Source organism: Paenibacillus sp. DP01, from assembly GCF_044784315.1.
GTDB classification, from domain to species: domain Bacteria; phylum Bacillota; class Bacilli; order Paenibacillales; family Paenibacillaceae; genus Paenibacillus; species Paenibacillus polymyxa.
Genome location: NZ_CP173059.1, coordinates 2,354,097 through 2,375,135, shown reverse-complemented (window position 1 = coordinate 2,375,135; position 21,039 = coordinate 2,354,097). Strand labels below are relative to the sequence as shown.

Sequence of the window (21,039 nt, the reverse complement as noted above, 5' to 3'; positions counted from 1 at the left end):
ACTCAGACTAAAATATATCTTTTCGTTTCAAAGCTCCAACCCTTATATATGGGAGCCACAGTGCTTGTCCTAAATTGCAAAAGGGATAACTGTTCCGCTTATAACATATGTACCCTTTTCCCACCGAGATTATTCGTATTTTATTTATGATCTTAAAACTTTTATTACTTCCGTGGGTAATGATCTATTTGGAACGACTGGGTATAAAATAAAAACGGCTGCAGTTATCCTACAAGCCGTTTCTACTAATAAATTTTTATGTTTGGTCCGTTCTCGTAGCGGTCACGAGCCGCATACCGTTACTTCAATAATTCTGATGTTTTTGCCCTATTTTTACACGGAAAAGTAAAAAGGCTGTACGCATACAGGCTTGGACACAGTTACTTGTTGTCCAGTATAGGTCAAGCGACCGCTTGCCTTGTCCACTTTGAAGGTAACAATATTGTTGGTGTCGCGGTTAGCCACGAGCATATAATCACCATTAGGTGTCAAAGCAAAATGACGCGGATGCTCGCCTTCAGCAGATACATGCTCCACTAGACTCAGCTTGCCTGTTGCAGCGTCTACAGCGTACACTACGATGCTATCATGTCCACGGTTGGAACCGTACAGATAAGCTCCATCCTGTGAGATCGCAATTTCTGCTGTTGTGTTTTCGCCAGTAAAGTCAGACGGCAATGTCGGTACACTCTCCAGCTCAGTAAGCTTACCAGCTTCTGCATCATATGCGAAAGAAGTAATGGAAGAATCCACTTCGTTAATAACAAAAGCAAATTTACTGTTCGGGTGGAACGTCAAGTGACGTGGACCTGCACCTGCATGGGTTTTTGTTTCACCGTGCAGCACCAGTTGCCCTTTGCTGTCATCAATGGTATAAATACGGATCAGATCCAGTCCAAGATCTTGTACGAACAGGAAACGGCCGTCCGGGCTAAAGAAGCTGGAATGTGGATGTGGACGATCCTGACGCTCAGGATGCGCTCCTTTGCCCTCGTGCTGTTGAACATCCAGCAACTCACCGATACGTCCGTCCTCAGTCAGAGAGACCAGCCCTACCATACCTCCGTGGTAGCTGACCACAATCAGGTAACGATCGGATGGATCACGCTGAATATGACAAGTTGTGGAGCCTACGTTTTCCGCACGATTTAGCAATGTAAATGTGCCTTTAACCGGGTCAATTTCAAAAGCAGAGGCTTCGCCTACCTTCGCTCCTGCAGCGGAAGTTGTCTCGCCAATAGAATACAGCTTCCGATTTTTAACGTCCACATTTAGGAATGTAGGATTTTTTAAGCCGGAGAACTCATCCTGTAGTGTCAGGGCTCCTGTCTGTTCATTAAAAGTATACGAATAAACTCCGTTACCTTCCAATTCGGCGTAAGAGCCTGCGAATACGAGCAATTTTTGTTGTGCTGTCATGGTTGTGTCCTCCTTGGATTAAAAAAATGATGGGCAATTGGAATGATTGCTCCTGTTACAGATATTGCTTTAAGAGGCGCGCTCCACCACAGGCTCTGTAGACAATGTTACATTTCCTGCTACGGCACGCGAGATCATGCATGAGGTTTCAGCCTGCTCCGCAAGGCGCAATGCTTGTTCGATTTGTGATTCTGCTGCATCGACGGACAATAGAACTCGCGGACGATGCACGATTCGGCGATATGTAAAAATGTTGTTCGTTACATCGACGATCCCTTCTGATTCCAGTGCCAGTGATACCACCGGGAGACTGGCACGCTCCATCATCGCCGCCAAAGTAATCAGATAGCAGGTAGCAGCTGCACCGAGCAGCATTTCATCCGGATTGGTGCCCACACCAGGGCCTCCCATCTCAGCCGGAATCGAAATCGCTGTTCGCAACTGTCCGGCCTCAATACGCCCGTCGCTGTTGCGCCCCCCGTTCCAGTCTGCCTTGAGCAGAAAGGTATGCTCCATTTCAGGTCACTCCTCTCTCTTGTATTATGAATCTTTACACAGGTGAATGTAAAGGTTAGTCAATCTCCTGATTTTTAGTTTCGGTACCCAGCAACCATACAGCAACTGCTCCGATCAGGATAGCTACGAAGAAAATCGCAAAGATAGATGGTAACGCTATGCCTTGTCCTACGAGTATACCAACCACAAAAGGCCCGATTACGCCCCCAATACGGCCAAATGCAGCTGCCATACCCACACCGGTAGAACGAGCAGACGTTGGGTATAGCTCCGGGGTATAAGCATACATGGCGCCCCATGCACCGAGATTAAAGAAGGACAAGCAGATACCAGCAGCCAGCAGCATCCCTGCCGTTTCCGAAGTTCCAAACCAAATAGCGGACACTGCTGTGAGCAACAAGTAGATAATTAGTACAAATTTGCGACCCAGCTTTTCAATCAGATAGGCAGCGGTAAAATAACCTGGTAATTGTGCAAGTGTCATGATTAGGACATACTCAAAGCTTTTAACCAGTTCAAACCCTTTCATAAACATTATGCTTGGCAGCCACAGGAACATGCCATAGTATGAAAATACAACTGTAAACCATAAAATCCACAGCATTAGCGTAGACTTGCGATGGGGTCCTGACCAAATCGCAGCCAAGCGTGCACGTAACGGAAGTTTGACGCTTTGCTGTTTGTATCGCGGTGAATCCTCAATAGCTCTGCGCAAATAAAGAGCGTACAGGGCAGGTACTGCGCCGAGAATAAAGGCAAGCTGCCAACCATATTTCGGAATAACAAAATAGGCAATAAGAGCCGAAAGAATCCAACCTGCCGCCCAGAAGCTTTCCAGCAGCACAACCGCTCTCCCTCGTTCTTTCACAGGCACTGATTCTGACACCAGTGTCGAAGCAACAGGCAATTCTCCACCTAAGCCTGCGCCAGCAATAAAACGCAGCACCAGCAGCATACCGAGACCTGTAGCCAAAGCAGACAAGCCACTGGCAATGGAAAAGATCAACAGGGTCCACACTAATATAGCGCGTCTGCCGTAACGATCTGCCAAAATCCCTGCCAAAGCAGCCCCAAATACCATTCCTATCGAATTCATTGCAGTCAGCAGACCAATCTGCTCTGACCCGAGATGCCACTCCTTAGCCAATGCTGCGACTATAAATGAGAGCAGCCCCACATCCATAGCATCAAACAGCCAGCTAAGTCCTGCGCTAAACAGCAATTTCCTTTTTTTGGCTGGTGGTAATGAAGTTAATTCACTCATGATCCGCTCTCCCTTAAAAATGCATCGTATGTAGACGTATATTCAGGTGTCTTGTCACCTGTAGTCCAGCCTCTATTGTACCGCAAGCTTCCTCAATCCGCGAGCATTTTAACGCAGAAAAAAACGGAAGATTGCCTACGGCAATTCTCCCGCCTTCTGGAACCTGCCACTTACCGGTTTTGGACCAGACCGATGATCGTCACCATGAGCACCAGCAGCTGGATGAGTGTATCGTTACTCATTCCAATCGCCTCCATCCCATATGAGATACTCCTTCGGCCGTTTCCCCTCTCCCCGGATTATGACGCTTGTTCCCCACTACATACCTATGCAGGTGGCGGGAAGCTTATGATCAATATTAGACACAAATCTTCAAACATACATTTAAGGTTTAATCCAGGACCACTGCAAATCCATTTCCTGAATGCATTCACGACTATCATGTTCATCATTGGCCACCAGCGGGGTCACCGGATAGATGCTCATATCACCTTGCTCATACGTGCGCAATAAAGGCAGCAACTCATCAATGTTCTGGAGCGACGGATCTAGCCATGAATCTATTTGGTCTACTTCCAAAATAGCGGGCATACGGCTGTCAAATTCACGTATATCCGTGTTAGCTTGAACCGTCATCATCGTACAGGTGCGTAACGGTTCCTTTCGGCTATCCTGCCATATCTCATATAGCCCCGCGACCGCAAACATTTTCTGTTCCGGCAGTACCACCCGGACGGCACACATGCGTTTGCCTAATTTTCGCCAATAATAAAATCCATTGCAAGGAATTATACAGCGGCGGGTTTCCGCCATCTTGCGATAACTGGGATTTACTCGAACGGTATTCAGGTCCGCATTGACACAATCCTTGCCCCAATAGGGAATAAATCCCCAACGAAATTCATCAAGCACCCGTTCTCCATCCTGATGCAGCACGATTGGAACATGCTGGGTGGGACTCATGTTATAACGTGTTTTATAATAATACATGACACGTTGTATACCAAAATGATCCCTGACCTCATCCAAATCTGCCGATAACGAAAATCTTTTGCACATATGCAATTCATCCTTCCGCCTTTTTTTACCTATTGTGCGGATATACAAGGAAAAATATGCATAAGGAAGAATTTTACAAAAATCTGATACTCAAAACATATAGCAATATCCCCGCAGTCATGAAGCTACGGGGATAGATACTAACTTATATCGTTATTACTTCTTCTCTACAGCGTGGCCGCCAAATTCATTGCGCAGTGCAGCAACTACTTTTCCGTTGAATGTATCGGCATCCAGCGAACGGTAGCGCATCAGCAAGGACAAGGCAATGACCGGAGTTGCTGCTTGAAGATCCAGTGCTTCCTCAACTGTCCATTTACCTTCGCCGGAAGAGTGCATAACCCCACGGATTTCGTCCAGGTTTGCATCTTTGGAAAATGCGCGTTCTGTCAAGCCCATCAGCCAAGAGCGGATAACGGAACCGTTGTTCCACACACGCGCTACTTGTTCGTAATCAAAGTCAAAGTTACTTTTCTCCAGCACTTCAAAGCCTTCACCGATGGATGCCATCATGCCGTATTCCACACCATTGTGAACCATTTTTAGAAAATGTCCGCTACCGGATTTACCTGCATACAGATATCCATTTTCCACCGCTGTATCGCGGAAAATGGGCTCAACAACTGCCCAAGCTTCTGGATCGCCACCGATCATATAACAAGCACCGTTGCGCGCGCCTTCCATACCGCCAGAAGTTCCTGCATCCATGAAGCTAATACCATATTCTTTCAGACGGGCATGGCGAGCAATGGACTCTTTGTAATGAGAGTTTCCGCCTTCGATAATGATATCTCCTTTGGACAACATCGGTTGAAGCTGATCCAGTACAGAATCAACAATTTGGTGAGGAACCATAATCCACAGCACTCTAGGGGATTGAGTTGCTTGCACAAGCTCTTCCAAAGTAGAAGCACCCTTAGCTCCATATTCCTTCATTTCTTGGATTGCAGCTGCGTTGACGTCATAAGCCACAACTTCATGCTTATGATCGATCAGGTTTTTTCCAAGATTCAAGCCCATTTTTCCCAAACCAATTAATCCTACTTGCATTATAAAGGCCTCCTGCCGTAGCAAATATATATTTTGTATACACTTTTTTATGTTGGGTTAAGCACGAACGACTGCTTTTTCAGAGCTTTCGGACTTTTCGTCCAACCACCATGTAAAGCCCTGCTCTTCCAACAATTGATCTGAAGCTTCTGGACCGTAAGAGCCTGCCGCATACGTGTGAAGCGGAACTTCACCACGGGCAAAGGCTTCAAGTACAGGTTGAACCCACACCCAAGACAGCTCCACTTCGTTCCAATGAGCAAAGAAGGTGGAATCGCCGCGCAGCGCATCATAAATGAGGCGTTCATAGGCTTCTGGAACATCCTTAGCCTCGGAATGATAATTCATCAGAATCGTCTCTAACTGGCCATTGTTCAGCGGATCTCTACTGTTCAGACGAAGTGTTACTTTTTCATCTGGGTTAACATGGATGATCAACAAGTTCGGGTCTGTCGGCTGCCCTTGAGCAGCATAAGGATCTGTGTTGTCCTTTTTAAATTCCACGACGATACGAGTGGATTTTTCTTTCATGCGTTTGCCAGTACGAATATAGAACGGTACACCCGACCATTGTTCATTATCAATCCAAAGACGAGCTGAAATGAACGTATCATTTTGCGAATCAGGTCCGATATCCGGCTCTTCTTTATAGGATGGAACTGCCTTTCCGTTGATTTCACCTTCGGTATATTGTCCTCTAACTACGTTGGATTTAATATCGGAAGGATCGAGGGCACGAAGCGCGTCCATCACCTTACTTTTCTCGTCCCGCACCTGGTCAGCTGTGATATGTCCCGGTTTGTCCATCGCCGTCATCATCAGCACCTGCAGCATGTGATTTTGTACCATATCACGAATAGCACCGGAGTGATCGTAGTATCCTGCTCGCTCCTCTACACCTACAGTCTCAGATGCGGTAATTTGCACATTGGCAATGTATTGGTTGTTCCATATCCCTTGAAGCAATGGATTAGCAAATTTCAAGGCTTCCAGGTTTTGAACCATGGGCTTACCTAAGTAATGGTCAATACGATAAATCTCATCCTCAGCAAAGGTTCTGCTCAGGCGATCATTCAGCTCACGTGCCGATTCCAAATCATGCCCAAATGGTTTTTCAATAATGAGTCGTTTCCAACCCTTCGTTTCAGCCAAACCACTTTCCCGAATGTTGTGGGCAATCACATCAAAAAATTCCGGTGCCACCGATAAATAAAACATGCGGTTCCCCGGAATTCCCAAGTCATTTTCACGTTGCTCAGCAAGCTGTAGCAGCTTTTTATAATCTTCCGGGTGGTTAACGTTCAATGCGCTGTAACGGAAAGCACTTAAGAACTGATCCATCTGTGCACGGTCTTCATTCACATGTCTGGAAAAATCCTTAATGGATTGCTCTACATTACTTTGAAATTGCTCGTCTGCCACTTCACGACGCCCCATCCCAATTACAGAAAAGGAAGCCGGAATTTTACCTTCTACAAACAAATTATACAAGGCAGGGTAAATTTTGCGTTTGGCCAAATCCCCTGTCGCTCCAAATAAGACAAATGTCATTGAATCCATGAAATATTCCTTCTTCCCATTATAAAAGATGAGGTTATTAAAAGTTACCTGAGGAATTAACGTAACCCATAATACACCCAAAATAAGGGGCAAGTCAATCAAATTTTAGCGAAATCGTGAACATTCGATATATCCTGTAATGATAACGTTTTCTGTGGTATGATTGACGTTAGGAAAGAGAAAAAACTGTTAAAATTGTCACAGTTGATACAATGCATTATAGTTACTATTGGTATACAGAGTTACTTTTAGTATACTGTTTAAAACAACAATGAAATTGAGGGGATTCAGATGAGCGACGACAGGCAGCCTAAGCTTTTGTGCGGTAAGGTGGAACAGTCCTTTCAGATCATCAGCAAAAAATGGACCGCTCTCATCATTCATACTTTGATGGAACATCCCAAACGATTTAGTGAAATTCAAGTCTCCATACCTGATCTTAGCAAACGCATGCTCAACGAGCGCATCAAGGAACTAGAGCTTTCCGGCCTAATCCTTCGCAATGTCATCACAGAGCGGCCTGTGCGTACCGAATATTCGCTGACACGTAAGGGTAAAGAGCTAGGTGATGCATTGAATGGTGTGGAGAGCTGGGCCGAAAGATGGCTCTAACCGCTAACAGGAGATCGCCAAACACGCTCTCCTGTTATTGTGTTACTCCATGTGGATCATAATACAAGCAATAGGACGAAAATAATGGGACAACCACGCAATAGCTCATGATTTCAGTAATGAGCCAGGAAAGGATGAGACCGATGGCATTTGGCATCACCCGACAGGAACTACTGACCTGGAAAAGAGAGGTCAGCCGTGGCGAGATTGCTTTTCTAACGCATTATTGGCTGGATGACCGCTTTCCAAGCATTACAACTGTCACCAAGGTGGGCTGTTCTGATTTGAATAAGCTACGCTCATGGTGCAAGCTCAACGGATTGGACCCCCAGTATATACATCAGCGTCAGCCCTATCCTCATTTTGATCTCATCGGTAACAAACAGACGGAAATTTTACGCAAGTATGGCATGAGCGATCAACTAAGACGCTTCGAGCCTCATCTTCAACCAAGTACACGCCCATAGTTCTAGACCGCAGCTCTCAGAGTTGCGGTATTTTTGTTTTCATACCAGATAATACCTTGTGTATCCAGATCGCTGACATAGCTCCTTCTCCCATTGCAACCGTCGCTTGCTCGGCATGAGCCCCTAAGTCTCCGGCCACCCATACATGTTCCACGTTTGTCATTTTGCTGCGGGGATGCGTCTCAATATGCTTGTTATGCAGCAGATGCACACCCAGTTGCTCCGCCAGCTCTGAATGAACATGGTTGCTTCCAAAGGCTAAGAAGCCCCGCTCTGCTCGAACCACTTGTCCATCAGCCAGCCGCACTCCTTCAAAACAGCCCGGTTGTCCCGTGATAATCTCAGAAATGGTTGCTTCCTTATATTCAATCCCTTTTTCCCGCAGCTTCACGATCAGCTCGTCCGGTACTTCTGAACGCTCATGATTGACATAGACAAGGTGATCGGTACGTGCCGACAAAATCAAGGCCATGGAAGCTCCCGCTTTGCCCGCCCCCATGACGACTGTACTGCGATCCTGGACCTCATACCCGTCACAGTCCGGGCACACATATATACTGTTGCCCAAGCAGGCTTGTAGCCCTTCCAGCTTTGGAAAACGGTCCGTCAGCCCTGTGGCCAATAACAGCGTTTTTGACGTATAAACTGACCCTGCCTCCACTTCAATATCAAAAAGCTCATCTCTCTTGGTCGCTTTTATCGCCTTACCATCGACAAATTCAGTGCCTAGCCTCGTGGCTTCACTACGTCCAAGCCGTCGTAGCTCTTCACCAGAAATCCCATCAGGAAAGCCCAAAATATTATGATACTGATGGCACAGCGTAGATCGACCATAGCCCGAATCGATCACCAGCACCCGATGACTGCTGTATCTGCCTAATTGAATGGCTGCTTGCAATCCGGCAATTCCCCCACCGACAATAATGCAATCGTAGTTCATATCCTAATTCCTCCTTCAAATACGTACAAATGCTAAACATCTGCCAAAAAAAGCAATCACACTTATGTAAACTTCTCATCCAATTTCAAACATAATATCACCCACTTACGGATGAATTAACCTATAAAAATTGAAATCACAAACAGCACTGCGGATTATCCACAGTGCTGTTTTCAGGTTTTCATGTCAAACCTGAATCATCATACTAATATGATCATTATTTAAATGTTTTTACGCGTTCCTCAATTGGTTGGAATTCCTTATCACCTGGTTGGAATGTCGGTTTACCAAATGGCATTTCAGCAATCAGTTTCCAATGCTCAGGAATGTTCCATTCATTTTTCACTTTTTCGTCGATCAAAGGATTATAGTGCTGAAGAGATGCGCCCAATCCTTCTTGCTCCAGAGCCGTCCATACAACCAGTTGCAGCATACCGTTAGATTGATTGGCCCAGATTGGGAAATTGTCCGCATACGCTTCAAATTGTTGTTGCAGACCAGCTACCACGTTGTTGTCTTCAAAGAACAAGACCGTTCCGTAACCGCTGCGGAAACCTTTCATTTTCTCAGCAGTAGATTTGAATTGTTCTTCATTGCCTACCACTTCCCGCAAAATATCTTCTGTAATATTCCACAGTTTGTCATGATGCTCTCCGAGCAACACTACAGCGCGTGAAGTTTGGGAATTGAAAGAGGTAGGTGTGTACTTCACAGCTTCCTCTACGATCTCTTGAATCCGTTGGTCAGAAATTACTTGTTCTTTGCTAATGCCATAATAGGAGCGTCTGTCTTTCAGAGCTGTGAAGAAGTCTTTAGTCATTTTGTTACCTCCTGAGAAAAATTAATTACTTTTCGTAACTTAATATACATCGTATATATCTTAAAGTCAAGAGATTTCTTTTTAAATATTACCAGTTAGTCGAAAATTATACGCCGCCATTATATTTTTTCTCACTAGAAGAGGTGTGCTTGGTTACATCCTTGTCTCTCTCCTCTTGTCTTTCCATCTTTAAATCCTCTACGGGAATGGCATCTACCGTCTGCTCGATTTCAAAACGGTCGAACAAGCTTTCCTGATCTGTCGGATACTGCTCTGCATGATCACGATTAATCGGCTGTTCCTGATGTTTAGATTCCGTTGTCTCTTTCCCCGTCTGGATTTTTTGCTCATTCTCACCGTGTAGCTTATCTTCAAATGGGTTCATCTTTCTTCCCTCCCTATCGGATTGGTATCCACAGTATACTTTTACCTTTCAGGTTGGGGATTAAACGCAAAAAAGAGAAAATCTCCGAAAGATTTTCTCTACTCATGCTCTTATAGATCGTTGACTGGGTTATTCCGAGCTGGATTTACGTGTACACTCATGAAAAAGATGAGGTTCCAGCTTCTCTCCCGCTACGAGCTTCTGCACCAGCTCTGTACCTGAGGCGGGGGTCATTTGACCATACCAGTCCCCTTGCGGATATACGATCACAACCGCAGCATCATGACAGCGCCCATTACAACGAGTTCTGGTCGTGTGAATATAGGCTTCTGCATGCTGTTTACGAATTTCATCCCGAATTGCTTGTGTAACTTCTTCGCCTTCATGTCGCATACATGTGCCTCCATTGCAGATCAACACATGATGCTTCATCGGTTCTAAATCAAAAATAGCCATAGCTTCCCCTTTAATCAACAGTTGTTGGTTTTATATCAATGTTTATCTGGATAAAGAACAAGCCTTGCTTCCATCTGCCCGTCTTCAATCGTCAGCACGATAAATGAGTATTCGTCTTCACCGCGTTTGTCCGTCGGAGACCCCGGATTAAGGACAAGCAGATCATCTATCTTTTTGACCACAGGAATATGCGAATGTCCATAAATCAGGCAATCCAATGTTTCTCCCTTAAATGTATTCAGTGCGATATTCTCTGTCGAGCCGCGCCAGCCGTGACCATGAACCATGCCGATCCGCTTGCCTTGGGCTTCCACGATTCGTTGGTAGCCCAGACGCTCCACGATGTCGGTTCCATCATTGTTTCCGGCAATGCCCTTCACAGGCGCAAATTCAGCTAGACGTTCATATACGAACCAATCCGTCCAGTCTCCGGCATGGAGAATGAGGTCACTGCCTTTTAACTCCTGCACAAGCCGACTAGGCAGCGTTTTGCTTCTGTGTGGCATATGAGTGTCTGAAAGTACGATGATTTTCATATCAATTTCTCCTTACCAGCGTCTTCACACGGATGAACTTTGTTGCCCAACCCGCTGCTGGAGCGCCTGCTCCAGATCTCGCAACGTAACGGTCTCGAAAAACACCTGGATTTTCTGCTCTGCCACGGTGTATAAACCATCCAACAAAGCGTCTATGTTCCTGCCAACCTCGCAATTATGATTGCTGTCGGTATGAATGGCAAACAGCGGGCCTTCATCCTTGGTCGCTTCATAGATCATTTTCAGATTGATGTTTGAACTCGACATGCTTAGACGAAAGCCACGCGCTCCCGGTGACGAATCCACCAGACCCGCTTGCTTGAGTCGGCTCATAATTCTTCTTACAACTACCGGGTTAGTATTGATACTGGAAGCAATAAGTGACGAAGTCATTCGCTCGGGTGCCCCTTCAGCCAGAAGAAGCAGACAATGGATACTAACGGAAAAATGGGTACTCATGTTAACCACCTTTATTTGTGTGCCTCATTAAATGTTTGGTAAAATGCATGTTTCCATCATACCACAATAGAGGCAACGACACAGTGCTAACTATTCCTTACTCCGGAAAATAGTCATTTTCAGGGCGTACTCGCACTTTTAGTTGGCGCACACTATATTCCAACTGCTTAATGATATCCTCCAGTTGACGACGGTCAAGTGCATTAAAGTCGGTGGCAGGCTTGGGTGCACTTTTCAAATCACGTATGGTTGCCTGCTGCTCCTGCCACTTGTCCATCAGGTCGGCTATATTCGCATAAAAGCGTTCATAATCCTTGATTACTTCATCCAGAAAGGCATCCACCTCATCCGGATCATAGCCGCGCATTTTATTTTTGAACTGTTTCTCATGAATGGAGAGCGCGTCCAGCTGAATGCCCAGTTGTTTAAACAACTGCTTTTGCTTATCCAGACGACGCTTCATATGTTCATCCATCGGTTTTCCCTCCTTAACACACTATTCTTTTTATATCACATTCTAGGCTGGGAATAAAAGTCTCTGTGATTGCTAGGCTTTATGAACGGGTATAAAAGAGCATACACGCCACTCATACAGACCATGAAGGGGAGAGATGATCATGAACCATTTGAACGATTCGCAGCTTGCAGAGCTGAAACATATGTTATTGGAGCAGAAAAAGGATTTAGAAAAACATTTTAAACAAAATGGTCAGGAAAATACGAAATTGGGAGAAACACTGACAGATTCCACAGGGGAACTCTCATCCTATGATAACCACCCTGCTGATATAGGGACGGAAACCTTTGAACGATCCCGTGACCTGGCGATTAACGAGTCGCTGGAAAACGAACTGGAGCAGGTTAATGCAGCCCTGCAACGGATGGAAGATGGGACGTATGGAATATGTGTGGAGAGCGGCGAAGAAATTCCTTTTGAACGGTTACAAGCCATTCCATATACAGCCTATACCGTCGAGCACACGCCAACACGGGAATTATCGAATGACCGTCCAATCGAGGAACAGGTTATGACTCCGCCGCCCAAAGGTGCAGGTGAGGTTCGCCAACGGAATGCAGGACGATTTGACGATGCGGGCGCATGGGACGCAGTAGAAAAATACGGCACATCGAATTCGCCTGCGACAGCCGCCAAGCGTGATGTCACAGATTATGATGAAAATATGTAATGCTCGAATGTGCAAAGACTCATTAAAAATATCTATGTATTAGTTCATCTAAAAAAGCAGCTTGTCCTTGAGACAGGCTGCCTTTTTATGTCTTCTGGGAATACGGTAATCCTGCTTATCCAATCTCTATCCGTTTACGACTGCGAGCTGATTCAATACAGGCGTCGATCACTTTCATATTACTAACCGCATCTTCTGGCTCATATGGCAAAGGAATACCGTCAAGTACGGCTTTGGCAAAAGCATCAGCTTGCAGTTCAAAAGAATTAAAACCCTTTAGACGTTCCTCACGCGTAACCGAACCAACGTGAACGAAAATTTGCGGTACGACAGAGGTTCTTTCCCAACCGAACATTTTGGGCATCGCAATCGTACCCTTGCTGCCGAGAATTTCCATGTTGGAACGGTTGGCTGCCCACATGCCACAATCGAAAGTAAGGTTGACTCCACCCGGAAATTCCAGCAGACCGGAGGCCATCATATCAACGTTGTCATGCTCCGGGGAAAATAAAGCATGTACCGTCACTGCCTCCGGCTCCCGATCCAAATACATACGAGCGGCTGATATCGGATACACGCCCACATCATACAACGAGCCACCGCCCATGCTTTTATTAAAGCGCACATTATCTGCCTGATCGGTATTGTTAAATGTAAACGTGCAATGAATACCGCGAATGTCACCAATTTCCCCACTATTGATGATTTCCTTAATTCTTCGATGTTTGGGATGATAGCGATACATAAAAGCTTCTGCAAAAGTCACTCCTGCACGGCGACATGCTTCAATCATACGGCTTGTCCCGGCCGAGCTAAGAGAAGATGGTTTTTCACACAAAACATGCTTGCCGGCCTCCGCTGCTTTTATGGTCCATTCTTCATGCAGATGGTTCGGCAACGGTATATACACTGCTCCGATTTCGGGATCGGCCAACAGCTCGTCATAGCTTCCATAACTTCTCGGAATATCGAACTCCCGGGCGGCCTCAGTGGCTTTATCCGCATTACGACTAGCAATTCCAAGTACTTCTCCGCGTTCGGATTGCTGAATCGCCGGAATTACAGCGATTTTGGCGATCTCCGCCGTGCCTAAAATTCCCCATTTCAGCTTTCTACCCATCATTCTCATCCTTTCGTCGTCAGGAATAGTTGTCTTGTTCCGCTTTATGCAGCATACCTAAGCAACGGTCCAGGTCGGCTTTGACCTGCTTTTTGTACAGCCGAGCTTTCTCCTCTCCATCGTCTGTGAAATGATAGAGCACAATCTCCTGGAAATCTACACGCGGGTCTGTTCCTTTTAATCGTTTGGTACGGTAAAAAACGCCTTCCTGAACCAGTTCATGCAGTGCCCGGTAGACCTCGCTTTGAGGCGGAACATATCCGAAACCACTAAACTCATCTTTCATCGATTCGAGCATCTGATATCCATATCCGCGATGCCTCTCTACCATTGTGATCAGATAAATTTTGATAAAAGCCCGCTGGGATATCATAAACGCCATTTCACAACCTCCTCTACACCTTATTCAAGTCTCTTATCTTCCATTATAAACCACTCTGCGTCCATAGACTATTTCCTTTCATAAATATGAGAGCTTACGAGAATTCTCCCTCCCTTGTGACTGGTGTTAAGATGACGAGAACTATGGAATGAAGCATTCTAGAGTAGTGTGCGTAGCGCTGAGGGTGATTTTATGATTTTCTATTGTGAATTTTTCATGTATTGAAATAGCATAATACCACTTAAAAAAGTATCCCTCGGCCTTCTTCTGAGGGCTTCGGGATACTTTTTGTGAAATAATGTAACTTGATCGCTGAATCAAGCTTGCTTTTGTATGGCTGGCGGACTTCCTGCCGGACGAGGACGAATCCGAAGACCCACAATCCATTTACCCAAAGGCAAATGTGCCAGCACCCATGTTCCAGCAATGGAAAAGATCATACAAAGAACAAATGAAGCCAATGTACGAAGAACGTGACTCCAATCGGCAAACAACGCACTATCAAAATAGTAGGTTGCGCGCAACATAAAGGCATGCATCAGATACGCTCCATAGGACAATGTTCCGATGGCCGTTAGCACCCTCGCCGCACGTCCTCCCTTGTGAGCAATCCACGTTGCTATCCGATAAGCTACAAAAATAGACGTGATGCAATATACAGCCATGACCGGACGTAGCAGAGACAAGTAATTAAAGGAAAGAACCGTACCTTGCGGCGTCTGGAACTGACCAATCATCTCATACAGCAAGTACCCTGTAATCACGATAAACAACGGCCAGTATACCAACTGTGCCTTGATGACCCAAGCATTCCAACGCTTGATGTTCATCCCGGCTGCCGCTCCTAAAAGAAAATAAAAGAAAAAATAGATCACATTCCGGTCAGCATATATGGTAAACCAAGAAGAAATGACGGGAAGCTGGAGCTGATCCATCACTTGATATACGGGTCCAACCGCGAACATAAGCAAAATATAGAGTACGCTGAATCCAGCCAATGCAGTGGGTCGCCATGTTGAAGGCAGTAGCGCAGACAAACGACGTACAGCATAACGAAACACGGGAAATAACACATAACATTGGATAATCATAACGATATACCATAGATGATAGCTGCTTTTCCCGTTCAACAGCTTCTGGAAAAAATCTAACGGGTGAATAAATCCTCCACCTTGCGCAAGCTGATTCCCCAACTCGTATAAAAGAGACCATATAATATAAGGAACAATGATGTCCATGAATCGTTTACGTAAAAACGTTCCATATTTTAAGGCTCCATCATAATTGTAAAATAACACCATTCCAGTAATAAACACAAACACAGGCACTGCAAATTTGGAACACAGCAGTAATAGTGTCATCACAACTCCGTCCTGGATGCGCGCCCCCTGCGCAACCGCATAGTGTGCGACGGAATGCTGAAGAACAACGGCTGCAAAAGCCAGTCCTCTCAGCAAAGCAACTTCGGAAATTCTCTCTTTTTGACTCATGTCACTCTCCTGTTGCATCTAGCAATTTATAAATCCAGGATTTTTGTAAAATCCCCAAATCTATTATAACGACAATTCTATAAAAATATATAGGAGGATAAACGTGCCAATGCAAGCCAAGCATCATCTGACTTAGGTGGTTTCAATAAGTAGGTAACACATAAAAGCAGCAGTCTTCCCTCTGGGGAAGACTGCTGCTGTAGAAATAACCTGTATACAAAGGAGATAGAAAAGCCTGTTAAATCACGTCCTTAACTAGCCGTTCGGTGTTTACAGGTTCCTTCTAGTATCTGTGTACGCACCTGTCCGCGAATCTGCCACCGTATCATCATATGTTCTGTAACGATCCGCATTCAGAGAACGATTGGTGCGGAAAATATCATAAACATCCCTGTGATGATCAGCGGAATCCACCAGCACTAAAATCTTGCCCTGATCGACGTATGTCTCGTATTGACGGGCATCATCTTCTGGAATGCCTAGTCCGACCAGTCCACCGACCAAGCCACCTGCTCCCGCTCCGACAGCTGCCCCGGTAAGGGTAGCCGCAATAGGTCCAGCAGCAAGAATAGGTCCAATACCCGGGATCGCCAGAGCCCCGATGCCTGCCAGCAAGCCGGCAACGCCGCCTACAACACCACCAGTAGCCGCTCCTGTAGCCACACCCTCCGGTGCTTTGGTGCCTGTCTCTTCACTAATCGTCCTTAAGTCGTCACGGTCACGTGTGATCACAGAAATTTCACTGCTTGGGATGCCTTTGCTCTGCAATTGTCCAATTGCACGAGATGCTTCCTGCTCGGTATCAAAAACACCAACAATTTTCTTTTCATTATAATCGTTTAAGTTATTAGCCATGATAGTTACCTCCCAATATGTTGTTGTTGAGTGGTTCGTTTTTTTATTACCCCACTATCCTGACGTTTAAACGATTTTACAAAATTCGCGATGATGTCTATTCCAGGTTCGGTTGCCGATTATCGCTTGGGCTTTGCTCTATTAGTCGCCACAGCTTCTAGTGGATCATCTGGCCAATAATGCTTAGGGTATCTTCCTTTTAGGTCCTTTTTGACTTCAAAATATGCCTCGCTCCAGAAGCTGGACAGGTCGGATGTCACTTGCACAGGTCGCTGGGCTGGTGACAGGAGGTGCAGCACAATCGGAACTCGTCCGCGTCCAATACGGGGCGTATCCTTCATGCCGAACAGTTCTTGTAGTCTCACGGCCAGCGAAGGTGCCTCAGGTTGAGAATAATCGACAGGAATACGAGAACCACTGGGAACGCGTATATGCGTCGGTGCTTCCTGTTCGAGCTGCTGTCGCTGTTCCCAATTCAATCTGCCAAGCAGCAATTCACTACCGTCCAGTCGTTGCAGATCAGCTAAATTTTTGGCACCAACTACAAATGGCAGCAGCCATGATTCCAGTGAATCCAGCAGCGCGGATTCCGAGCTGTCAGGCCAATCCTCGGGCGCAGAGAAGTGCATAAAAATCAGACGCGCCTGCAACTGAAGGGTTTGCCGATTCCAGGACAGCAGTTTGAGGCCACGTTCCCGCACACCCTGCATTAAGGCAGCCGCGATTTCCTCAGCCGGAGGTCGCTCATAGGACGCTTCCTTTAGGATAAGCGAGCCCAGCCGCAGTACCTTACGGGCTCTCACGGCTGAAGCGGAGCTATCCCAGTATACGTTGGCTTGTTCCAGCAGCAAATCACTGCAATGCTGGATCAGCTCTTGCAATTCAATCGGTGCCGCCAACTGAATGGCGCCATCTGCTCCCTCGTCGTCCACTTCGGCGGCGACGAGATAGGACGAACGCGATATCCACTCCACTTGTCGGAGTCGCGCCCCCCGGCCGCCGCTAAGCAAAAAGCGGCCATCCCCTCGGCCCTGCGCGATCCGATCCGGATACGCAAAGGCCAGCAGTAGCCCGCAGGCCGCGGAGCCGTCAGGCTCGTCCTGCAATGCGGCTGTGGTCGGCAGCGTGGCTAGCAGCTGCCGACTCTCCTGCACGATACGACGAATCACCGTATCGTCTGCCGCTCCCAGCAGGCTGTGCGTGCTGCGGGCATGAGCCGCCTCGCGCAAGGCATCCAGCCGCGGGCGCAAATCCGTTCCGCCATGAGCACGGAACGGGTCCCGCTCTTGCAGCAGCGCCGCCAGACGGCTGGCGGTTGGGGCCAGGCCGAGAGCTGCTGCGCGCAGCAGCATGTGTCCTAAGCGCGGGTGCGTACCCAAGGCGGATACCTCGCGCCCATGCGCGGTGATGCCGCCTGCTGTACCATCGGCTGCGGCATCCAGGCATCCAAGCTGGCGCAGCAGACCTGTGGCCTGGTGGTACGCCGCCTCAGGCGGGGCATCCAGCCAGCCCAGCTCGGCGGGCTCGCGCACGCCCCAGGCCGCCAGCTCCAGCGCGAGCGGGGCCAGATCCGCCGCCGCGATTTCCGGGCGGCTGGCATCAGGGAGCGCGGCATGCTCCTGCGCGCTCCACAGCCGGTAGCACACGCCCGGCTGGAGACGGCCCGCCCGCCCGCGCCGCTGATCGGCGGAGGCCTTGGACACCTTAACGGTGGTCAAACGGTTCATGCCGGTTCGCGCGGAAAACACCGATTCGCGTGACAGTCCGCTATCGATCACCACCGTAATCCCCGCGATGGTCAAGCTGGACTCGGCAATCGAGGTGGCTAATACCACTTTACGGCTGTCCGGAGCCGACGGGCGTATTGCCTCATCTTGCTGCTCCAGCTTCATGCTGCCGTACAGCGGAATGATTTTGACGGAGGCCGGTAAATTTCTGGACGTCAGTTCTCGTTCTGTTCTATGAATTTCTCTAGCCCCTGGTAAAAACACCAGTAAATCGCCTTCATGGGCATAAAGCGCCTTTTCTACCGTCTCAGCCGTAAAAGACTCTAATGAGGTTGACGAAGGCTTGGACATATGCAAGGTTTCTACCGGAAATACGGTGCCTGGGCACTCCAGTAAGGGTGCATCCCCTAGCAGTCTGCATACAGGCTTTGCCTCTAGGGTGGCAGACATGATTAATATTTTCAAATCCGGTCGCAGCAGCGCCTGGCTTTGCAGGGCAAGTGCCAAGCCCAAGTCTGCATGCAAGCTGCGTTCGTGAAACTCATCAAAAATAATCAGCCCGACCCCCTCCAAAGCCTGATCATGTTGCAACATCCGGGTCAGTACGCCCTCCGTAACCACTTCAATCCGCGTGCTTGGTCCTACCTTTGTATCCATACGAACGCGGTAACCTACGGTCTTCCCAGTTGACTCGCCTAGCGCCCTTGCCATTTGCGCTGCTGCCGCACGTGCTGCCAAGCGTCGCGGCTCCAGCATAATTATCTTTTGCTCCGCCAGCCACGGCTCATGCAGCAGTTCTAATGGTGTTACTGTTGTTTTCCCCGCTCCCGGCTGTGCAATCAGGACCGCCGCTGAATGGGATAGCAAGGCATGCTTAAGCTCGGGGATGACTTGCGTAATAGGCAATTGTTTATCTGTCAATGAAATCTCTCCAATGATACGCTTGAGGCGTAGAATCTAAGTTTGAATTCTTTTGCTATTGTGAATTTTTCACTACCTGTAATTATTGAAAATCGAATAAAAAATGTTAAACTGGTCCACAGCAAAGGGATTTCATCTCATCTGTCGTGCATGATTCTTCTAAATCTATTATACAGATATTTAAATTTGCCGTCTGGTCCTCGCAGGTATGCACACTTTCCCGTGCCAGTTCCTATACTTGTCGAGATGCACTCGCGGCAAGATCGTTTTATAATATAGTTGATATGGATTGCTAAAGGACGGATTGTAGAAACACGGAATACAGAATCGAGGTAACTTCGTATGGAATTACAAACCCAACCCATTAGAGGACGATTCGCCCCAACACCATCGGGATGGATACACTTAGGAAACGCTCGCACCGCCTTATTATCCTGGCTGCATGTTCGTTCCCTAGGCGGAACCTATATTTTGCGCATAGAAGATATTGATATGACACGAGCTCGCAGCGCATTGGCGCAAGGAATTATGGAGGATTTGCGCTGGATCGGGCTGGATTGGGACGAAGGACCCGACATTGGCGGTCCCTATGGTCCTTACACTCAGAGCCAGCGACTTGAACGCTTCCAATCTGCATTGGAGAAACTCCAGGGGCAAGATTTACTGTATCCTTGTTTTTGCAGTCGGGCAGACATTATGGCTGCCGCCCATGCTCCGCACGGACTGTCGGGTGAAGGACCTGCATATTCAGGGACATGTCGTAACCTTAGCTCTTCAGAAGCTCTAGCTAAAGCACAGCATAAACTCCCTTCACTTCGTTTTAAAGTACCGCAGCATTCAGATGATATTATTTCTTTTCATGATCAGGTAGCTGGTCATGTATCCTTCCGTGCGTCGGAGGGGGGCGATTTTATCATCAAACGGGCGGATGGCATGTTTTCATATCAACTTGCCGTCGTCGTCGATGATGCGAATATGCATATGACCGATGTGCTGCGCGGATATGATCTTCTCGATTCGACTCCCCGTCAGCTATTGTTATACCAAGCACTGGGCTTAGTGCCGCCACGTTTCGCACACGTCCCCCTTGTCCTGGGTCCGGATGGACGTAGACTGGCCAAACGACATGGTGGCGTAGCACTCCGAGCCATGCGTCGGCAAGGAATTACACCGGAAGCCGTCATTGGCTGGCTCGCCTATTTTTCCGGGCTGTTGGATTCTCCTGAGCCTGTGAAGGCTATGGATTTAATCGATGGCTTTCATTTGGACAAGCTGCCTCGGGAGCCAGTCATCCTGACCAAGCAATGCCTCACGAAATTATCTGCACTGCAACGGTAATGAGATAAAACACGGAAAGAAAGTGTATGGGCAAGGGCATTCCGCCCTTTGCTCCTCTCGCTGTTATTCCTCCAGTCGCTGACGCACAGCAGACTCATATTCATAAAATACAGACGACATATTCAGCCCTCTTTCCTCCAGCAGCATACGAAGACGAAGTGATTTCTCAGTCAGCCTGCGACTGATCCGCTGTTGCTCTCCTGCCTCATGGCAAGCGTGAAGCAAATCACGTAACTGGACACATTCCTTTTGCAGCTGTAGCTCTTCCGGTAAAATACCTGCATTTTTCAACAGCTTGTACGACATCCGCAGCTCTTCTGGAACATGTGACAAATCCTCAAACACCAGTGGCTTGCCCTCTCCCGGCAAATGATCAAACTCACCTTTGGCCATCGCCTCGGCAATCTTCTGCTCTGCCATTCTAGAGAACATTCTCATCACTCCTTGTAATAAGCGTCCTATGTACAATCTATATT

General features: G+C 47.4%; 23 protein-coding genes. 4 read left to right on the top strand and 19 right to left on the bottom strand.

The genetic code is table 11. The features are described 5' to 3' along the window. Positions 1-333: 333 nt before the first annotated feature. From ACH59B_RS10795 to zwf, 6 genes are all read right to left on the bottom strand, one after another. Complete coding sequence (locus ACH59B_RS10795) at positions 334-1,419, bottom strand: lactonase family protein (protein WP_404303710.1); 1,086 nt, start codon at positions 1,417-1,419, stop codon at positions 334-336. A gap of 69 nt (positions 1,420-1,488) precedes the next feature. Then, positions 1,489-1,935 carry an OsmC family protein gene (locus tag ACH59B_RS10790; protein WP_017428337.1) on the bottom strand — a complete coding sequence of 149 codons (447 nt, stop codon included), beginning with the start codon at positions 1,933-1,935 and terminating at the stop codon, positions 1,489-1,491. 55 nt (positions 1,936-1,990) lie between these two features. Further along, positions 1,991-3,199, bottom strand: a complete 1,209-nt coding sequence (locus ACH59B_RS10785) for an MFS transporter (RefSeq protein WP_017428336.1) — start codon at positions 3,197-3,199, stop codon at positions 1,991-1,993. 384 nt (positions 3,200-3,583) lie between these two features. After that, positions 3,584-4,258, bottom strand: coding sequence for an SOS response-associated peptidase (locus tag ACH59B_RS10780; RefSeq protein WP_017428335.1), 675 nt, complete (start codon positions 4,256-4,258; stop codon positions 3,584-3,586). Positions 4,259-4,414: 156 nt separating this feature from the next. After that, positions 4,415-5,308, bottom strand: a complete 894-nt coding sequence (gene gnd / locus ACH59B_RS10775) for a phosphogluconate dehydrogenase (NAD(+)-dependent, decarboxylating) (RefSeq protein WP_016821053.1) — start codon at positions 5,306-5,308, stop codon at positions 4,415-4,417. A 57-nt stretch (positions 5,309-5,365) separates the two neighbouring features. Then, entirely contained in the window at positions 5,366-6,868 is a 1,503-nt protein-coding gene (gene zwf, locus ACH59B_RS10770) for a glucose-6-phosphate dehydrogenase (RefSeq protein WP_017428334.1), read from the bottom strand. 291 nt (positions 6,869-7,159) lie between these two features. Here zwf and ACH59B_RS10765 point away from each other — a divergent pair, with 291 nt between their 5' ends. Further along, positions 7,160-7,480, top strand: coding sequence for a helix-turn-helix domain-containing protein (locus tag ACH59B_RS10765; RefSeq protein WP_014599691.1), 321 nt, complete (start codon positions 7,160-7,162; stop codon positions 7,478-7,480). A gap of 143 nt (positions 7,481-7,623) precedes the next feature. Then, positions 7,624-7,947, top strand: a complete 324-nt coding sequence (locus ACH59B_RS10760) for a hypothetical protein (RefSeq protein ID WP_017428333.1) — start codon at positions 7,624-7,626, stop codon at positions 7,945-7,947. 16 nt (positions 7,948-7,963) lie between these two features. Here the strand turns inward: ACH59B_RS10760 and ACH59B_RS10755 are convergent, their stop codons facing one another. The 7 genes from ACH59B_RS10755 to ACH59B_RS10725 all read right to left on the bottom strand — a co-directional run bounded on the left by ACH59B_RS10755 (position 7,964) and on the right by ACH59B_RS10725 (position 12,018). Next, the gene (locus tag ACH59B_RS10755; RefSeq protein ID WP_017428332.1) at positions 7,964-8,887 is read right to left on the bottom strand and encodes an NAD(P)/FAD-dependent oxidoreductase; all 924 of its coding nucleotides are present in this window, start codon (positions 8,885-8,887) and stop codon (positions 7,964-7,966) included. A 217-nt stretch (positions 8,888-9,104) separates the two neighbouring features. Next, complete coding sequence (locus ACH59B_RS10750; RefSeq protein WP_017428331.1) at positions 9,105-9,707, bottom strand: nitroreductase family protein; 603 nt, start codon at positions 9,705-9,707, stop codon at positions 9,105-9,107. Between the two features lie 106 nt (positions 9,708-9,813). Further along, positions 9,814-10,092, bottom strand: coding sequence for a hypothetical protein (locus ACH59B_RS10745; protein ID WP_017428330.1), 279 nt, complete (start codon positions 10,090-10,092; stop codon positions 9,814-9,816). 129 nt (positions 10,093-10,221) lie between these two features. After that, on the bottom strand, positions 10,222-10,548 hold the full coding sequence (locus ACH59B_RS10740; protein ID WP_017428329.1) for a ferredoxin: 327 nt from the start codon (positions 10,546-10,548) through the stop codon (positions 10,222-10,224). Positions 10,549-10,583: 35 nt separating this feature from the next. Beyond that, positions 10,584-11,084 carry a metallophosphoesterase family protein gene (locus tag ACH59B_RS10735; protein WP_017428328.1) on the bottom strand — a complete coding sequence of 167 codons (501 nt, stop codon included), beginning with the start codon at positions 11,082-11,084 and terminating at the stop codon, positions 10,584-10,586. A gap of 24 nt (positions 11,085-11,108) precedes the next feature. Then, positions 11,109-11,543: an Rrf2 family transcriptional regulator gene (locus ACH59B_RS10730; RefSeq protein WP_017428327.1), complete on the bottom strand. Its 435-nt coding sequence runs from the start codon at positions 11,541-11,543 to the stop codon at positions 11,109-11,111. Between the two features lie 97 nt (positions 11,544-11,640). Beyond that, positions 11,641-12,018: a DivIVA domain-containing protein gene (locus tag ACH59B_RS10725; protein ID WP_016821045.1), complete on the bottom strand. Its 378-nt coding sequence runs from the start codon at positions 12,016-12,018 to the stop codon at positions 11,641-11,643. 142 nt (positions 12,019-12,160) lie between these two features. On the opposite strand from ACH59B_RS10725, the gene ACH59B_RS10720 reads away from it, so the two are divergent. Continuing rightward, entirely contained in the window at positions 12,161-12,730 is a 570-nt protein-coding gene (locus ACH59B_RS10720; RefSeq protein WP_016821044.1) for a TraR/DksA C4-type zinc finger protein, read from the top strand. A gap of 115 nt (positions 12,731-12,845) precedes the next feature. Here ACH59B_RS10720 and ACH59B_RS10715 read toward each other — a convergent pair whose 3' ends face one another. From ACH59B_RS10715 to hrpB, 5 genes are all read right to left on the bottom strand, one after another. Beyond that, positions 12,846-13,850 carry a Gfo/Idh/MocA family protein gene (locus ACH59B_RS10715; protein WP_017428326.1) on the bottom strand — a complete coding sequence of 335 codons (1,005 nt, stop codon included), beginning with the start codon at positions 13,848-13,850 and terminating at the stop codon, positions 12,846-12,848. Positions 13,851-13,869: 19 nt separating this feature from the next. Further along, complete coding sequence (locus ACH59B_RS10710) at positions 13,870-14,232, bottom strand: helix-turn-helix transcriptional regulator (protein ID WP_013310011.1); 363 nt, start codon at positions 14,230-14,232, stop codon at positions 13,870-13,872. 317 nt (positions 14,233-14,549) lie between these two features. Further along, entirely contained in the window at positions 14,550-15,722 is a 1,173-nt protein-coding gene (locus tag ACH59B_RS10705; RefSeq protein WP_017428325.1) for an acyltransferase, read from the bottom strand. Positions 15,723-15,992: 270 nt separating this feature from the next. Beyond that, entirely contained in the window at positions 15,993-16,577 is a 585-nt protein-coding gene (locus ACH59B_RS10700) for a general stress protein (RefSeq protein WP_017428324.1), read from the bottom strand. A gap of 119 nt (positions 16,578-16,696) precedes the next feature. Continuing rightward, complete coding sequence (gene hrpB, locus ACH59B_RS10695) at positions 16,697-19,225, bottom strand: ATP-dependent helicase HrpB (protein ID WP_123797119.1); 2,529 nt, start codon at positions 19,223-19,225, stop codon at positions 16,697-16,699. 342 nt (positions 19,226-19,567) lie between these two features. On the opposite strand from hrpB, the gene gluQRS reads away from it, so the two are divergent. Then, entirely contained in the window at positions 19,568-20,563 is a 996-nt protein-coding gene (gene gluQRS / locus ACH59B_RS10690) for a tRNA glutamyl-Q(34) synthetase GluQRS (protein WP_123797118.1), read from the top strand. A 63-nt stretch (positions 20,564-20,626) separates the two neighbouring features. Here the strand turns inward: gluQRS and ACH59B_RS10685 are convergent, their stop codons facing one another. Next, complete coding sequence (locus tag ACH59B_RS10685) at positions 20,627-21,001, bottom strand: DnaJ family domain-containing protein (RefSeq protein WP_123797117.1); 375 nt, start codon at positions 20,999-21,001, stop codon at positions 20,627-20,629. Positions 21,002-21,039 lie beyond the last annotated feature (38 nt).

Coding starts and splice junctions, on each gene's coding strand:
- gluQRS (WP_123797118.1), top strand. CDS start 19,568: ATGGAATTACAAACCCAACCCATTAGAGGACGATTCGCCCCAACACCA.
- ACH59B_RS10785 (WP_017428336.1), bottom strand. CDS start 3,199: ATGAGTGAATTAACTTCATTACCACCAGCCAAAAAAAGGAAATTGCTG.
- ACH59B_RS10795 (WP_404303710.1), bottom strand. CDS start 1,419: ATGACAGCACAACAAAAATTGCTCGTATTCGCAGGCTCTTACGCCGAA.
- ACH59B_RS10760 (WP_017428333.1), top strand. CDS start 7,624: ATGGCATTTGGCATCACCCGACAGGAACTACTGACCTGGAAAAGAGAG.
- ACH59B_RS10705 (WP_017428325.1), bottom strand. CDS start 15,722: ATGAGTCAAAAAGAGAGAATTTCCGAAGTTGCTTTGCTGAGAGGACTG.
- zwf (WP_017428334.1), bottom strand. CDS start 6,868: ATGGATTCAATGACATTTGTCTTATTTGGAGCGACAGGGGATTTGGCC.
- ACH59B_RS10685 (WP_123797117.1), bottom strand. CDS start 21,001: ATGAGAATGTTCTCTAGAATGGCAGAGCAGAAGATTGCCGAGGCGATG.
- ACH59B_RS10725 (WP_016821045.1), bottom strand. CDS start 12,018: ATGGATGAACATATGAAGCGTCGTCTGGATAAGCAAAAGCAGTTGTTT.
- gnd (WP_016821053.1), bottom strand. CDS start 5,308: ATGCAAGTAGGATTAATTGGTTTGGGAAAAATGGGCTTGAATCTTGGA.
- ACH59B_RS10730 (WP_017428327.1), bottom strand. CDS start 11,543: ATGAGTACCCATTTTTCCGTTAGTATCCATTGTCTGCTTCTTCTGGCT.
- ACH59B_RS10720 (WP_016821044.1), top strand. CDS start 12,161: ATGAACCATTTGAACGATTCGCAGCTTGCAGAGCTGAAACATATGTTA.
- ACH59B_RS10715 (WP_017428326.1), bottom strand. CDS start 13,850: ATGGGTAGAAAGCTGAAATGGGGAATTTTAGGCACGGCGGAGATCGCC.
- ACH59B_RS10735 (WP_017428328.1), bottom strand. CDS start 11,084: ATGAAAATCATCGTACTTTCAGACACTCATATGCCACACAGAAGCAAA.
- ACH59B_RS10740 (WP_017428329.1), bottom strand. CDS start 10,548: ATGGCTATTTTTGATTTAGAACCGATGAAGCATCATGTGTTGATCTGC.
- ACH59B_RS10750 (WP_017428331.1), bottom strand. CDS start 9,707: ATGACTAAAGACTTCTTCACAGCTCTGAAAGACAGACGCTCCTATTAT.
- ACH59B_RS10710 (WP_013310011.1), bottom strand. CDS start 14,232: ATGGCGTTTATGATATCCCAGCGGGCTTTTATCAAAATTTATCTGATC.
- ACH59B_RS10765 (WP_014599691.1), top strand. CDS start 7,160: ATGAGCGACGACAGGCAGCCTAAGCTTTTGTGCGGTAAGGTGGAACAG.
- ACH59B_RS10790 (WP_017428337.1), bottom strand. CDS start 1,935: ATGGAGCATACCTTTCTGCTCAAGGCAGACTGGAACGGGGGGCGCAAC.
- ACH59B_RS10780 (WP_017428335.1), bottom strand. CDS start 4,258: ATGTGCAAAAGATTTTCGTTATCGGCAGATTTGGATGAGGTCAGGGAT.
- ACH59B_RS10700 (WP_017428324.1), bottom strand. CDS start 16,577: ATGGCTAATAACTTAAACGATTATAATGAAAAGAAAATTGTTGGTGTT.
- ACH59B_RS10755 (WP_017428332.1), bottom strand. CDS start 8,887: ATGAACTACGATTGCATTATTGTCGGTGGGGGAATTGCCGGATTGCAA.
- ACH59B_RS10745 (WP_017428330.1), bottom strand. CDS start 10,092: ATGAACCCATTTGAAGATAAGCTACACGGTGAGAATGAGCAAAAAATC.